Origin of the sequence: Sulfidibacter corallicola (genome assembly GCF_017498545.1) — a bacterium.
Lineage (GTDB): Bacteria > Acidobacteriota > Holophagae > Acanthopleuribacterales > Acanthopleuribacteraceae > Sulfidibacter > Sulfidibacter corallicola.
In genome coordinates this window covers 8,524,322-8,538,682 of the sequence record NZ_CP071793.1, presented here as the reverse complement: position 1 = coordinate 8,538,682, position 14,361 = coordinate 8,524,322, and the positions used below count along the sequence as shown (strand labels likewise).

The 14,361-nt window shown below is 59.4% G+C and carries 11 protein-coding genes; 7 read left to right on the top strand and 4 right to left on the bottom strand.

The genetic code is table 11. The annotated features are described in order from the left end of the window. Positions 1 to 1,140: 1,140 nt before the first annotated feature. Positions 1,141 to 3,708 (top strand): cellulose binding domain-containing protein, encoded by a 2,568-nt coding sequence (locus J3U87_RS25940; protein WP_237378698.1) that lies wholly within the window; start codon positions 1,141 to 1,143, stop codon positions 3,706 to 3,708. A 508-nt stretch (positions 3,709 to 4,216) separates the two neighbouring features. Here the strand turns inward: J3U87_RS25940 and J3U87_RS25935 are convergent. Further along, a complete protein-coding gene (locus J3U87_RS25935) occupies positions 4,217 to 4,885 on the bottom strand; it encodes an MBL fold metallo-hydrolase (protein ID WP_237378697.1) in 669 nt (222 codons plus the stop codon). Between the two features lie 344 nt (positions 4,886 to 5,229). Then, the gene (locus tag J3U87_RS25930) at positions 5,230 to 6,099 is read right to left on the bottom strand and encodes an AraC family transcriptional regulator (RefSeq protein WP_237378696.1); all 870 of its coding nucleotides are present in this window, start codon (positions 6,097 to 6,099) and stop codon (positions 5,230 to 5,232) included. A gap of 354 nt (positions 6,100 to 6,453) precedes the next feature. Between J3U87_RS25930 and J3U87_RS25925 the strand changes: the two genes are divergently transcribed. Next, entirely contained in the window at positions 6,454 to 10,005 is a 3,552-nt protein-coding gene (locus tag J3U87_RS25925; protein WP_237378695.1) for a serine/threonine-protein kinase, read from the top strand. 469 nt (positions 10,006 to 10,474) lie between these two features. Here J3U87_RS25925 and J3U87_RS25920 read toward each other — a convergent pair whose 3' ends face one another. After that, entirely contained in the window at positions 10,475 to 10,762 is a 288-nt protein-coding gene (locus J3U87_RS25920; RefSeq protein WP_237378694.1) for a hypothetical protein, read from the bottom strand. 169 nt (positions 10,763 to 10,931) lie between these two features. Here J3U87_RS25920 and J3U87_RS25915 point away from each other — a divergent pair, with 169 nt between their 5' ends. The 4 genes from J3U87_RS25915 (at position 10,932) to J3U87_RS25900 (ending at position 13,184) form a co-directional block, all read left to right on the top strand. Then, complete coding sequence (locus J3U87_RS25915; RefSeq protein WP_237378693.1) at positions 10,932 to 11,435, top strand: phage tail protein; 504 nt, start codon at positions 10,932 to 10,934, stop codon at positions 11,433 to 11,435. A gap of 101 nt (positions 11,436 to 11,536) precedes the next feature. Beyond that, entirely contained in the window at positions 11,537 to 12,079 is a 543-nt protein-coding gene (locus tag J3U87_RS25910; RefSeq protein WP_237378692.1) for a phage tail protein, read from the top strand. Positions 12,080 to 12,262: 183 nt separating this feature from the next. Further along, complete coding sequence (locus J3U87_RS25905; protein WP_237378691.1) at positions 12,263 to 12,802, top strand: phage tail protein; 540 nt, start codon at positions 12,263 to 12,265, stop codon at positions 12,800 to 12,802. Positions 12,803 to 12,944: 142 nt separating this feature from the next. Continuing rightward, positions 12,945 to 13,184 (top strand): hypothetical protein, encoded by a 240-nt coding sequence (locus tag J3U87_RS25900; RefSeq protein WP_237378690.1) that lies wholly within the window; start codon positions 12,945 to 12,947, stop codon positions 13,182 to 13,184. Positions 13,185 to 13,313: 129 nt separating this feature from the next. Here J3U87_RS25900 and J3U87_RS25895 read toward each other — a convergent pair whose 3' ends face one another. Continuing rightward, on the bottom strand, positions 13,314 to 13,619 hold the full coding sequence (locus tag J3U87_RS25895; protein WP_237378689.1) for a hypothetical protein: 306 nt from the start codon (positions 13,617 to 13,619) through the stop codon (positions 13,314 to 13,316). Between the two features lie 303 nt (positions 13,620 to 13,922). Here J3U87_RS25895 and J3U87_RS25890 point away from each other — a divergent pair, with 303 nt between their 5' ends. Then, entirely contained in the window at positions 13,923 to 14,300 is a 378-nt protein-coding gene (locus J3U87_RS25890; RefSeq protein ID WP_237378688.1) for a cupin domain-containing protein, read from the top strand. The last annotated feature ends 61 nt before the right edge of the window (positions 14,301 to 14,361 follow it).

Sequence of the window (14,361 nt, the reverse complement as noted above, 5' to 3'; positions counted from 1 at the left end):
CTTCACAGGAATCCGGCTCGGCATTACAGGTTTCGAAGCCCGCGAGGCCGCGTTTCGCGCCGGGACGATTCCCGTCGGCTCTCGCCGGAACCGCGTCGGGACAACCGCCACCACGAGTAGCGTAGGGCCGTTTTGCCCGACGGAGGAGCCCGGTTCCCCGCGGTGGTGATGGGTCTCACGCTTGCGGGAATCGGCTGACATTTCATTAAACATAGTTCCCCTCCCGGGACGGGTCTCTCATGAGGATTCGAGGTACCACCTCGATTTCTCAGGAAATGATCCGGTAGTGCATTTACGAGGTGGTGTCGCTGGGAAGTCGGTTCTCCCTCTTTGGCTTCCTGCAAGGGGTCAGGACCCGTTGCTCTCCCACCTGTCCGGCACCGTCGCTCGCCGACCAGCAGGGCGTCGTTGCACGGTGCCCTCCCGTGCGGCACCACCTCGATTTTTTTGCCACCGCGACCCTTGTGCAGGAGAGATGGATGACAACAAGTGGCAGAGCAGCCAGATGGGTCAGGTAGGGAGAACATGCCTCGTGGAAGGCAAAAAGGAAACTAAGTTAGTTTAGTCACTGAATTAATAAACAAAACTCGATATACTGCCCCCGTGAATCTTTTCACTCCCGGCCACTTCACTCCTGCCTGGCTTGTTCTATACACCCCAATGTATCCCACATCGCTCGCATGGAGAAGGACAAGCCGAACCAAACCAAGGGCTCGTGTCGCCCAGATCACTTTTTACGCACGCTAAAAAACATATTCTGGAGGTCGTCATGATCGACATCGCTTGACGGGTATCGCGTTCCTGCCTTCTGAATCCCACCTCCCCGCCCTGGACTTCGACGTCGCGGTCGAGCCCCACGGTCGGGATGGACGAGGTTTCGCGGTCCGGCAAACCGGTTCGACCCAGGTCCCGACCGGTCTGAGGAGAGTGCCTGACACAAGGAACCGCGAGCGGCGTCCACGAGCGAAATGGCGCGGCGTTCCCGGCCGAACTCGCTCGCTCGAAATCAACACTCATGACTGAATGGCGTCCGACTACCGTGGCGCCCCAAAAAAGGTGAGAGAAATGTGCTTCTCGAAGATTCGTCGGGACCCGAACCGACGCTTTACTGCCCGCCCACGATGCGGGACCGGGCTTCTTTTGTCACTCATCGTTGCCGTTCTTCCTTCCCTGGCCGCCGTGCCCGCGGACATTGAATACACGACGGTCGGAAGCCCCTGGTCCACGGGCTTCCAAGGAGAAATCCAAATCACGTACCGGGGTGAGCAACCCCTGCAGCAGTGGGAGCTCAGCTTCGCGCTGGACCACGCAATCGAAAGTATCTGGAACGGCCAAATCGCGGGAAGCCAGGGGCAGACCTGGATAGTAACCGGACCGAGTTGGTCACCGGACCTGCAGCCCGGCCAAACGGTCAGCATCGGCTTCATCGGAAAGAAACGGGCGGAAGATCCGCTTTCGGCGCCTCGAGATTTCCAACTCCAGGGGAACTGTCCCGGCGGTTGCGGTGACGGTTCGGACGGCGGCGATGGTTCCGATGGTTCCGATGGGAGCGACGGCTCCGATGGTGGCGACGGTTCTGATGGCTCCGACGGCAGCGATGGTAGCGACGGTTCCGACGGCTCTGACGGTTCCGATGGGAGCGACGGTTCCGATGGCGGCGATGGCGGCGACGGTTCCGATGGCGCTGACGGCGGGCAAGACCAGGTGATCGTCACCTTCGTCCGCACATCAAGCTGGGACAACGGTTTCAACGCGGACGTCCGAATCACCAATCCGGGGCCCGAAGCCATCGAAGGCTGGGAACTGGGCTTCGGCTTCGAACCCCAAATCACCCAACTTTGGAACGGAACTTTGCGGGTCGATCCAGGCCCGGTCTACGTCGTGACCCATCTGGACTGGAACGGCCAAATCGCGCCAGGCGCCTCGGTCACCTTGGGCTTCGGCGCCACGGGCACCTTCAGCCAATCCGTCACCGACTGCACCCTCAACGACAGCACCTGCGACGTTCGCTACGAAATCGGCGGCGGAGGTGGTGGCGGCACGCCAACGGCCTTCATCGGTCTCGAGGGCGTGGATGACGACGCCACCTTCACGCGCATCGACGGCCAGGGAGAAACCGGCTTTAGCTTGAGCCTCACCAATGGCGAGACGCCCGAGGCGTTCACGGCGGTGACCAGTAACGCCGACGTGCTGGGCGTGCGCATCGAGGCCGACCACCGCCTCGTTCTCACACCGCGCGCTGCCGGATTCGCCGGGATTCGCATCGAAGAAGCCAGCGGCGGCGTGCGCCACATCGGGATTGCCGTGCGGGAGACCGACGGGTCCATGCCTGGCCTGCCAGGGTACTTGGCTGTCGGTTCGGTGAGCGAGGACAGCAATTCCCATCTCTCCTTCTTCCGAAACTTCGACGAGGGCGACCGCAACCGCCGCGTGGACATCCGCTACATCTACCTCAACGGCGGCCCCGTAAACGGCTGGGTTACTTGGACAAACGTGCCAGGAGATCGTGCGAGGCGGTATATCCGCGAAAGCCAGAAACTGGGCATCATCCCGTTTTTCATCTACTACAACGTGCCCGACGGCGGCGAAAGCTACGAGACCGACAAAGCCCACCTGCAAGATCCCGAATACATGGCCGGCTACTACCGCGACCTCAAATTGGCGCTCGACATCATCGCCGAAGAAGCGGACGGTTGGCCGATCGGCATGTTGCTGGAGCCCGATTTCATCGGCTACATGGCCCAAAACCGGGAAAACCCCGATCCTCTCGCCTTCCCCGACGCCGGGCCTGGCGTCGCCACGCGCACCGACGCGGCATACACCACCGACGACCGTGACGGCGAGCCGATACTCGTTCGCGGAGAAGATCCCGATTTCCCGGCCTCGATTCGCGGTTTCGTCGAGTCCGTCAACTACTTGATTCGCAAGCACACGCCCGACACCATCATGGGTTGGCAATTCAACCTGTGGGCCTCTCCGCCCGGCGGGCACACGGGCACGCCCATTCCCGGCAGCGGGCTCATCCACAAGACCGATACCGAAGGCTTCGAGGCGGGCCGCGCCAACATCTACAACGAGGCCGCGGCCATCACCCAATACTACCTGAACTCGGGCGTCGCCAGTTATCAGGCCGATTTCGTCTCGATCGACAAATACGGGCTCGATGCCGTCGGTCAGAACAACGGCGCCGCACAAAACCCGGAAGCTTCGATCTGGTTTTGGAATGCCGACCATTGGATGAACTACCTGATCTTCTGTCGAGCGATGAGGGAGACCGCCCAATTGCCGGTCATCCTGTGGCAGATTCCGGTGGGTCACATCAACACCAGCGAAGCCGACAATCCCTACGCCGAGAACGGTCGCTACACGCCGTTGAGCAACCAGCACCAGCGCTGGGAGGACTCGGCGGGCACCTTCTTCCTCGGGGACACCTTCAGCACCGAAGGGGCCCGTTTGGACTTCTTCAGCCGCAACCAAGGCGGCGACGCAAAGGTCAGCCGCGAGGGTAACCGCGTCACCTGGCGCGATCACATGCAGGAAACCGCCGATGCCGGTGTCATCGCCGTGCTGTTCGGTGCCGGAGTGGGCACCAGCACACAGGGCACGCCGCCCAGCGGTCCCACGGAAGCCGATCCCACCGACGATTACTGGTGGATCGTCAAACTGCAACGCTACCTCATGAATCCCGTTGCTCTACCGCAACCCTAGGGCGTGAGGCCCCACTGGCCGGGTCCTCGTGGCCCGGCCAGTTCCCAGGCAGAACCTACTCGAGCGAGATAACTCCTATCATTTCAGGTACTCCCATCTGCCTGTCCCCGCTTGAACCGCATTCTCCCCCATCTGCCTGTCCCCGCTTGAACGGAACGGGCACGGCACCAGAACCCACCAAATCGGATCGCTCGGACGCCATGAACTTGCCAAACCCGGCCAGTTTCTCCCGCGAAATTACAGAAGCCCAATAACTCCCATCATTCCAGGCCCTCCCATCTGCCTGTCCCCGCTTGAACCGCCATCTACCTGCCCCCGCTTGAACGGGAACGGAACGGGCGCGGCTCCTGAACCGACCGAATCGGATCGCTCGTACGCCTTGAACCTGCCAAGCCCGGCCAGTTTCTCCCGCGAAATTACAGACGCCCGATAACTCCCATCATTTCAGGAACTCCCATCTGCCTGTCCCCAACAGAGCGCCCACCAGACCGTCGATGCCGCCGTGGCATCAGTCCTCGCGAAAGGAGGCCCACGGGAAGGGGCTCCCGTGGCCAGGAAAGACCTGCTCGATTGCGAGGCTCTCGAGTTTGATCACGCTGGCCCGTGCAGCGACAGCGTCGTCCATGATCGACCAGAGCTCCGGCCGATCGGTATTGGCCAAAAGGTCGCCGCAAAACAATTCTCCCGCGGCCGTGAGGACTCCGATTGAGCCCCGCGAATGGCCCGGGAGCCCGACGATCCGTGCAGCCAACCCATATTCCGAGAGATCGTCTCCGTCGTCGAGGAGGAGGTCGGGGGTGAAGCGATCTCGGGGCGACAGCGCGAAAAAGGAGTTCATCATCCACGTCAGCAGCGCGTTGCGTTTTTTCCTGCTCGAAAAGAACTGGCCCGCTTCCACCATGCCGACATCTTCGCGGTGCATCGCGATGCGGCTGCCGTACCGTTCCCGGAAATATCGTGCATTGCCGCAATGGTCGATGTCTCCATGGGTCAGCACGATGAGTGTCAAAGCGCCAGGCCGGCAGCCCGCTTCTTCCAGCGCCGCTTCGATCTGTTTTCGCCTTTTGGGCATGCCCGTATCGATCAACACGAACCGGTCACCCGATTCCACGAGGTAACAATTCACGGAAACCCCAAAAGAGAAAGGGGTGGTGATCGTCGTGATTTGGTTCGTCATACCCGAATCATCGCTCCATTGTTGGCTCTCGAACCATCACCGGCTGCGAGCGGTGGCACCCTCGACGGTTCGGCTAGCCAGCCATTCCGACGGCTTCACCATACCAAACCCAGGCAGGCATGGAACGGAATTGCGCCCATGCGCGAGGTACCAGAAGCGGTTCCCCGCGTATGGGCACAGGCTCACCAACAGAAGCGCGAATTTTGGAGACGATTCCGGGCTGCTGCCGGCAAGGCTTTTTTATCCAGGATTCTCGGAAAGGCCCAGCCTGAACGACAGGATCGAAAGCAGGCGCCCGAGCCCGACGCGGACTCGGACACCTGATTTCGAAATCGGAGCCAGGCTCAATCGATCGGCACGAAGATTTCCGTTCTCAGGTTTTCCACCTTGGTGCGCCGGGGATCACGGTTGAGATAGCGCTCCAGGCAGGGGGCGTCGCGAAGGGTCTCCCCACTTTCCGGCAACCACCGACCGAAAATGAGGTCGTAGGTCTGGCTGAATTGCTCGTAGGCACCCTTGTGCACGAATACCGCGTAACGGCCGCCGGGCAAAGTTTGAATACCCACTTCGCCATTGGCCTCCACCGTGTCGGACACGGTCAGGCAGGCATCGTAGCGAAGTTTGTCGGCCTCGGTGATTTTGGGGCTGTCGTGGCTGATACCGAACATCTCGGAGGACTCGCCGATAACTTGCTGGCCGTAGGCGAACTTCATCAGAACGCCCCAAGCCAGGGAAGCGACTTCGCCGTAGGGTCCGGTTTTGCGTACGAAGGCGACGCGTTGGGGTTCGCGCTCTACGATTTTGTGATCCATGGTCAGTTTCCTTTCGTGTTCGCACCATGCGGGGGGCTCCGGCCCGGCCGGAATTCGGTTGGTCAGGCGATAACTCGCAGGTGCCAATCCGAAAAAGCGGCGAAAGGCCTTGGTGAAGGCGGCCGGTGTGCCGTAACCCGCCGCATAGGCGATGTCGGTAATGGAGAGTTGGGTATGACGCAGTTGCAGGGCCGCACGCTCCAACCGCAAACGCCGAATATGGGCGTTCAGGGATTCGCCGCAGAACGCGGCGAACATGCGGTGAAAGTGGTACGGCGACAGGCACGCCAATCGTGCCAACGTCTCCAATTGAAGGGGTTGATCTAAATGATCCTGAATGTACAGCCGCACGCGGTTGATGCGTTGGTGGTAATCATCCAGGGTAGACGGTTTGTGGACCATGGTGCCGGTAACCTCGTTCTCGCGATGACCTCATTCTGACACCGCCGCCGCACCGCCGCTATTCCGCGTTTGCGGTTTTTAGAGAAGAATTCCCGAGGTGGTTTCAGCGCGCCGTCCCTCCTTCGTGGTCCTTCGCCTCGATAGAAAATACTTGGGGGAGAACCCTTCCGTTCTCTATATTCAGGTAATAGAACCAAAAACAGAGCACCGAGGACCGCTCCCCTGCGGACGTGAGGCACGATGATCCACCCTTGCCACGACGACCCACCACCTCAACCGCCGCGAGACCAGCGACAGGCCAAGGAACTCGCCGAACTTTTGCGAAGAGGTCGTTCCGAGGCCTTGGTGCGGTGGATGATCGAGACCACCGCCGACGAGGATCCGGCCTTGGGGGCCCGTCTGGCGAAATTGCTGGAGCTCGCCCAAAACGAACGCGGCGAGCCCTCCTCCGGAGAATCCATATCGAGAAACGAACCGGATTCGCGTGAAACGGATGGCGACCAGCCTTCCTCCGCCCCGGGCGACCTCGTGCGTTACCACGCGGAACTGGGACCCGGAACCCGCTGTGGCCCCTTTCAAATCGAAAGAAAGTTGGCCAGGGGCGGCATGGGCAACGTCTACCTCGCCAAGCGGGTCGACGACTTGGATCTGAAAGTCGCCCTCAAGGCGCTGTTCACCTGGAACCCCAACGCGGCCGCGCTGTTTCAGAAAGAGTGCAAGATCCTCTCGGGTCTCCACCACCCCAATATCGCCCATCTCATCGATGCCGGCGTGATGCCCAGTGGCCAACCCTGGCTGGCCATCGAATACGTGGAGGGCCAAACGCTCTCGGACTACCTGAAACGCGTCAATCCCGACCTGAAAGCCCGCCTGCACCTGTTCCTGAAAATATGTGACGCGTTGAGCCATGCCCACCAACACATGGTGATACACCGGGATTTGAAGCCCCGCAACATCATGGTCATGCCCGACGGCGATCCCAAATTGCTGGACTTCGGCATCGCCACCACCCTGAATCCGGAAACGGGCGAACAATTTACGGTCACGGCCAACGTGGACCGGATGATGACACCCGAGTACGCCTCACCAGAGCAGATCAAGGGATTGCGGATCGGCGCAGCCTCCGACGTCTACAGCCTGGGTGTCCTGCTCTACGAAATGCTGACGGGCCGGCGCCCCATTCATTTCGAGACCCACAACCTGGTCGAAATCATGCGCACCATGGACGAAACGGTCGTCCAAAGACCAAGCACGACCGAAATCGAAACCTCAGTCCTGGTCCGAGATTTCTCCAGCCAATTGCGGGGTGATCTGGACAACATCGTGCTGAAGGCCCTCGCCCGGGAACCGGATCAACGGTATGCCAGCGTGGAAGCCCTCGCCGCGGATATTCGGGCCTACCTGCTCGGTCTGCCCGTCATGGCCCGCACGGCGACCCGCATGTACCGGTTCCGCAAGTTCATCCGGCGGAACCCGTGGCCGGTCGGTTTGGGCACCCTTCTCTCGATGTTTCTGCTCCTGTTTTCGCTGTATGCCCAGCGTCAGCGAACCCTGCTTACCAAAGAACGCGATCTGGCCAACCGCGAGAAACGGACGGCGGAACACGTCACCGATTTTATTGTGTCGCTGTTCGAGCAAGTGGATCCCGACCTGTCCCGGGAAGGCGAAATCAACACCTTCGAGATCATGGAAAACGGCCGCCGCCAGATCGACGAAACCCTGGAGCATCAACCGGATGTACAGGTCCGCCTGATGACCACCATGGGCAAGCTGTACCGCGTGCTGGGCCGTCACGAGGTCTCTCAGGATTTGTTGGAGCGGGCCGTGGCGAAGTCGAATCGAGATGCCTCCGACACCTACCTGACGGACCTCGAACTGGTCCGCACCCTTCAGGCCCGCGGCGCCTACGAGGAGGCCAGGGAGCGGCTGGACGCACTCGGCGAAACCGAGCGGCCGGGTACCGATCTCGACCCCGGCCGAAATGCCCGCCTGGCCCACGCCTACGGCAAGCAATGGTTCCTGGCGGGTAACTACGTTCGCGCCAAGGCGCACTACGCCCAGGCGGTCGACGGGCTTTCTGCACTGACGATCGTCGAGCGGCTACGGCTTCGCAGGGATCGTGCGGAACTGGAATCGGCTTTGGGCAATTACGAAAGCGCCATCGACGAGCTCCGCATCCTGTTGGACCTCCAAAAAGAGCACTTGGGTCCGGAACATTCCGAGGTGGCACGAACCCTGGCCTCCCTGGGCAATCAATACCAGTTCAAGGGCCAATTCGAAGCGGCCGGAAGCGCCTACGAGCAATCCGAGCGCCTGACTTACCAGCTCTTCGGGGATCGTCACCCCAACTACATCGCCTGCCTCGCCCAAAAGGGCCTGCTTTTCGAGGCAATGGGCGACTATGCGAGCGCGGAACCACCTTTGCGACAAGCTTTGGACCTGGCCCGGGACCTTTTGGGTGAGGATCACCCCCAAGTGGCGGCGACCCTGGTGCACTTGGGTTCGCTGCTGCATTCCAACGGAACCTACCCGGCCGCCGAAGACCTGTATCGCCAGGCCATGGCAATCCAGATATCGCGATTGGGTGAAAAACATCCCGAAATCGTCAACGTCCTCAATCACCTCGGCCTTCTCTTCAAAACCAAGGGCGACTATACAGGCGCCGAGAATTTCTATCGACGCGCCCTGGCCATCGCCGCCGAAACCTTGGGAGAAAAACACATGACCTACACCACCCTCAGCAACAACCTGGCGATGGTCCTTCAGATCAAGGGCGATCACGCCGGGGCCGAGGCCCTCCAAAGAAAAGGCCTCGCCATTCGCAAGGAGGTTTTGGGAGAAAAGCATCCCCTGGTTTCTTCGACCTACAACAACCTGGCCCTGCTCCTGAAAACCCAGGGCAAATATGCAGAGGCCGAGCCGATGTACCGCAAAGCCCTCGAATTGCGTCGCGAACTCTATGGGGACGAACATCCCAAGGTGGCCGTCAGTACGTTCAACCTGGCCGTGCTCCATCACGTCAAGGGCGATTTCGAGGCCGCCGAGGCGTTGTACCGCGAAGCCTATCTCATGTTTCGGAAGGTCGTCGGCACGCATCACCCCTACGTGGCCGCCAGCATGGAAGGCCTGGGCGCCATCCTCTACACGCGCGGCGAGTATGGGGAGACGGAGGACCTGTTTCACGAGGCCGGCGAGATCTTCCGCAAGGCCCTCGGCGAGAAACACATTCGCGTGATCCGAAACCACATCAAAATCGGCAACTTGTATCGAAGACGCGGCGAGCTGGATCGATCGGCTTCACACTTCCACAAGGCGATCACCCTCGCCGAATCCATCTTCCCAAAAGACCACGAAGAATTTATCGCGCTCCGAACCGGCCTGGCTTGCACCTCTTTGCTGCAAGGCGACCGAGCTTCCGCCAAACCGCTGCTGGAGCGAGCCCTGAACATCGTCGAACGAACCGGGAACATTCGCGACGGGTCCGAAACCCGAATTCAGCAGGCGCGCCTGTTGCGCCTTCGCGGAAACCACGCCGAAGCGGAACACCAATTGCGCGAGGCACTGACCATGAGACGAGATCGGTTCGGGGCGAATCACCACACACTGGCGCCTCCCCTCTTGGACCTGGCCGAATTGACCTTGGAAACCGGTAATGCGGAGAAGGCGCTGTCGCACGTTCGGGAAGCGATCGCCATCCAAAACGAAACACTTCCCGCCAAACACGAGTTCCATCGCGTGGCGGAAAGCATCATGGGCGAAACCCTGTTTCGACTCGGAAAAAAGAAAGAAGCCGAACCACTGCTTCGCAACGCACATCGAGCGCTCGCCGATTACCTGGGAGACAGCCATTTCCTGACCCGGGATGCGCAGAAACGGCTCGAGACGGCATTGGCCGGAAACGAGTGACAACCGCCTCGAATCCGACCGGGCACGTACATGGAAAAGGCTCCCGCAGGCGGGTCAGGTCGCGACAGGGGGAAGATCGGACTGATCCAGCCAGGATACGGTGGTCGCTTCTCTGTCGACAGCCACGACCGCCTTCGACAGGTCGAGATAGGTTTGGTCCCATTTGATGACCGGTCTCGCCCACCTGATTGCTGAGCAGGTACAGCGCATGTCCCTCGCGCAATCCACTTGGATGAACGAAGCGCAGCGCAACCAATTCGTAGCGCCGTTGCGTGAAGTCAATGCGGCACTGGAGTCCTCGGGCGCGTGAGGACCGCTTGAATGGCAATGACAGCCTCAGAGAGAACATACCTCATTCCCGAGAAAAGTCCGGCACCACCGCGATGAAAATTCTGCACGCCACGGCCAGTTGGGCCATCAAGGCGAAAACTAATAAATACTCAGTCACACTGACTCTGCTTCCGTGTTATCATCTTTCCACTTTTCTCAAATTTAACAACCAAACACCATCTTGCATCTTGCCATGTTTTTCTAAAGACAGATAACTTGGCATTATTTCCATTTCTTCAGCAATTTTCGCTGACCCTGAAAACGTCATAGGTATGTTCCCCCGATCATCCCGATGGTTTCGGGATTCGGTGGGTTTGTGGAGTTGGGTGACGCGTGCATCGGGAGTGGTGTGTCCCACCACACCACGTTTCGAAGCCGACACCTGCTGCAGGCACCCTATTTCACCACAACTACCATCGTCGTTCACGTCGGTCTCCGGGATATTCGCTGGAGGGTGCACGGCCCTTTCCACGGGAAGCCAGCATTTCGACAGTCCGGGTTTGGAACATCCGGTCATGCACAGATTCGGCAGCCTTCGGGCGAGCAACACCCAACACGACAGAAAGGTCGACATCACAGAGATTTGGAGGTTGGACATGGGGGAACCATACTTGGGTGAAATCAGGCCATTCGGCTTCAATTTCGCGCCGAGGGGTTGGGCATTTTGCAACGGTGACTTGTTGCCCATCAACGACAATACGGCACTGTTTTCACTTATCGGCACCCAATTCGGCGGCGACGGGCGCACGAACTTCGCCCTGCCTGATCTGCGCGGCAGAACCCCAATTCACACCGGACTCGGGTACGACGTCGGTGCTTACGGCGGCCTAGAAGAGGTGACCCTGACCCATGCCACCATGCCGGCGCACACCCATGCGTTCAGCGCGATAGACGCACAGGCCGACCAATTTGCGATCACCAACACGAGAATGTTGGCGATTGCCGGCAATTCCGCTTATTCGATCGCCGCCAACCTGGTCAACATGGCATCGGGCAGCACGACATCCACTGGCGGCGGCTCCCCTCACAACAACATGCAACCCTATCAAACCGTGAATTACTGCATCGCGCTTCTCGGCTATTATCCGCCCCGGGATTAGTCCTGGATCCATGAACGTCAAGGGCGATGGTACCCGGTTGGCCTTTGCCCACTGCATCGCAATATCTGTAACGGAACCTTGCCTGAGTCAGGAGGAACAGGATGTCAGAACCATTCATCGGAGAAATCCGCACCTTCCCCTATACCTACGCCCCGGCAGGCTGGATGAGCTGTGACGGGCAATATCTTCAGATCGGTCAATTCTCGACTTTATACGCGATTATCGGGACCCTGTACGGTGGTGATGGCCGAACCGATTTCAGGCTTCCACCGCTCAACGCCAGCGCGGTCATGGGAAACGGAACGGGGCCGGCGCTGCCCTATTCGCGCCAAGGTTACGCCTATGGCGCGTCAGAGATTACGCTCCAACCAAGCCAATTGCCCCAGCATACCCATACCGCCAGGGCCGAGCAGGATCTCTCGGATACGGATGCGCCCACCGGAAGCTATGTCTCCATCTTTCAAACACCGGCTGGACCCGGCGTTCCGGTTTACAAGGAAAAAGACGATTCAACCCAAATCGTGGATATGAACCAATCCGCCCTGGCCACAGCAGGGGCCACCCAATCCCACTACAACATGCAACCCTATTTGCCACTGAGGTTCTGCATCGCCATCATCGGTATTTTCCCTTCACGCTCATAGGCCGCCATCGCGACCACCGGAAGCCAACTCCCAGCTCACGTGAAAGGGTCCTGGTCTGGCCTTCGGTTCTCGTCCCGTGTCTTGCCTGCAATCCGACCCCCAGCGTTTGTCGGGTCCCATTATCGTACCGGCCGGTTCTCCCCCACTCCGGATCGGTAACCAACTATTTCGAGGAGCATTTCCATGAGTGAATCGTTTTTGGGCGAAATCAGAATCTTTGCCGGAAACTATGCCCCAGTGAATTGGGCCATCTGTGATGGGCAGTTGCTTGGGGTCGCGCAAAACCAGGCTTTGTTTTCTTTATTGGGCACCCTCTATGGGGGCGACGGCCGCACCAGTTTCGGCCTGCCCGACTTTCGCGGCAGGATACCACTCCATTTCGGGTCGGGGCCTCCCATTGCGGGACCACCGTTGACCAATCGCCCGCTCGGCTCGAGAGCAGGTGAACCGACCGTCGTGTTGACGGACGCAGAAATGCCAAATCACAACCACCCCATGCAGGGCAGTACAAACACCGCGAACCTCACGACCCCTTCGACCACCGTGCTTGCAAAGGTGGACGGTGTTTTTTATGAACCCGAGACCCAGGGTGACAGGCTTCAGGATTTTCCGGACGACACGGTGGGCAACACGGGAAAAGGCCTGGCTCATCAAAACTATATGGCCACCCTCTCGGTGAACTACATCATCTCTTTGAAGGGCACCTACCCGCCACGCTCCTAATCGGCCAAGAACCACGCTGCCTGCCGTACGCGCCAAGTGCGGCAGAGCGCCTCCCCGCTCCTGTTGTCTCGGCTATGCCGGGCATCCGACACCACAGTCCCTTCGCCTGGGCACGTTGCACGACAACCAGGACACGCTCGAGGTGACCAATCGCGGCCGTCACATCGCCGATATCGAGCGGCTGCTGGAGTGCCCCAACCGTCTGGTCGAATCCGGCCACAGCGTGATCATGATCGCCCGCAATCTGGACTTGATCAAATCCGCCGACCACGTCATCGTCCCGGGTCCCGACGGCGGGCACAAAGGCGGCCGAATCATGGCCATCGGCACGCCGAAAGAGGTCGCGGCAGTGCCGGAAAGCCATACGGGTCGTTTTTTGTAACGCTATCTATCGCAGTAGGCCCCGACCGGGGAAGCAGCCCCGGTGGCGAGTGCCCATCAGGGAGCCGCATCTTCCCGACTTCTTGGAGAAGGGTGCCGGATGGGCACCCTTGCATGCTCCGATGTCGGATCAGATGGTTAGGGCGTCAATGGTCTCGTAGGTCTTCAATTCGAACCGCAACTTGCCCGACTCGGTCAATTCACCCCACTCGCGATTGAACTCTGCCCAACCGGGATGCGTCATACAGGCTTCGTGATCCTCTTTCGTTTGCCATTCCCAGTAGGTCATGAAATGACTGCCGTCGGTGGCCAGGTGGGTACGGCGGGAAACGAAGCCCTTCAGGCTACGAACCAACGTTGCCGATTCTTCGGTCATTTTCGAGATGCGGTCTTTGATTTCCGGGTCGAAATAGGTTTTGGTAATTGCAATAAACATTAGGGAAACCTCTCGTATCGTGGTGAAAGTGGGAAGGGTTTTCAGCGGAGCCTGCGGGAACGTCGAGGGACGGGTCATGGATTCCGTCCGTTCCGGGTTCTGGGATGTCAGTTCGATATGCTGCCGCTCATGCGGCACCTTCCCTTGCCGATGTGTGATTCCACATAGTCGACGACGTGTTTGCCCTTTTTTCGACACGGTTTGAAAAAAACCTGATCGCAAATGTGAAAGAATCGGAACACAAACCCAAATCATCGAGAACGACAACGTGACGGTATCCGACCGCACCCGAGAGGGATGAACATGAAACCCGAAGACAAAGACTATGCGATTACGACCGACGTGAAATACGGTTTTCAGGAGCTTATCGACATCCACGAGATCCAGGCCGGTGTCCGGGATGACTGGTACAACGAAACGCTTTGCAAGGTGAACGATTCGGTGGCGCGGCTTGGCGTGGTGAAGGGTGAGTTTCACTGGCACAAGCACGACAACGAAGATGAATTCTTTCTCTGTATCGACGGGGTGTTCTACGTGGAAATCGAAAACGGCCCCACCTTCGAACTGAAGCCGCAGCAAAGTGTTTGCGTCCGGAGGGGCGTGGTCCACCGGACCAGGGCCCCGGAACGAACCACCATCCTGATGATCGCTTCCGCTGGCGTCGTGCCCACCGGCGATTGACATCCCAACTCAACGGGAGCTCGGAGTCACCACGACCCTGCAGAAAACCTGCGTTCGGGGA

Excerpts from the sequence above, each read along its gene's own strand:
- J3U87_RS25935 (WP_237378697.1), bottom strand. The coding sequence starts at position 4,885 with ATGACGAACCAAATCACGACGATCACCACCCCTTTCTCTTTTGGGGTT.
- J3U87_RS25930 (WP_237378696.1), bottom strand. The coding sequence starts at position 6,099 with ATGGTCCACAAACCGTCTACCCTGGATGATTACCACCAACGCATCAAC.
- J3U87_RS25925 (WP_237378695.1), top strand. The coding sequence starts at position 6,454 with ATGATCGAGACCACCGCCGACGAGGATCCGGCCTTGGGGGCCCGTCTG.
- J3U87_RS25915 (WP_237378693.1), top strand. The coding sequence starts at position 10,932 with ATGGGGGAACCATACTTGGGTGAAATCAGGCCATTCGGCTTCAATTTC.
- J3U87_RS25910 (WP_237378692.1), top strand. The coding sequence starts at position 11,537 with ATGTCAGAACCATTCATCGGAGAAATCCGCACCTTCCCCTATACCTAC.
- J3U87_RS25905 (WP_237378691.1), top strand. The coding sequence starts at position 12,263 with ATGAGTGAATCGTTTTTGGGCGAAATCAGAATCTTTGCCGGAAACTAT.
- J3U87_RS25895 (WP_237378689.1), bottom strand. The coding sequence starts at position 13,619 with ATGTTTATTGCAATTACCAAAACCTATTTCGACCCGGAAATCAAAGAC.
- J3U87_RS25890 (WP_237378688.1), top strand. The coding sequence starts at position 13,923 with ATGAAACCCGAAGACAAAGACTATGCGATTACGACCGACGTGAAATAC.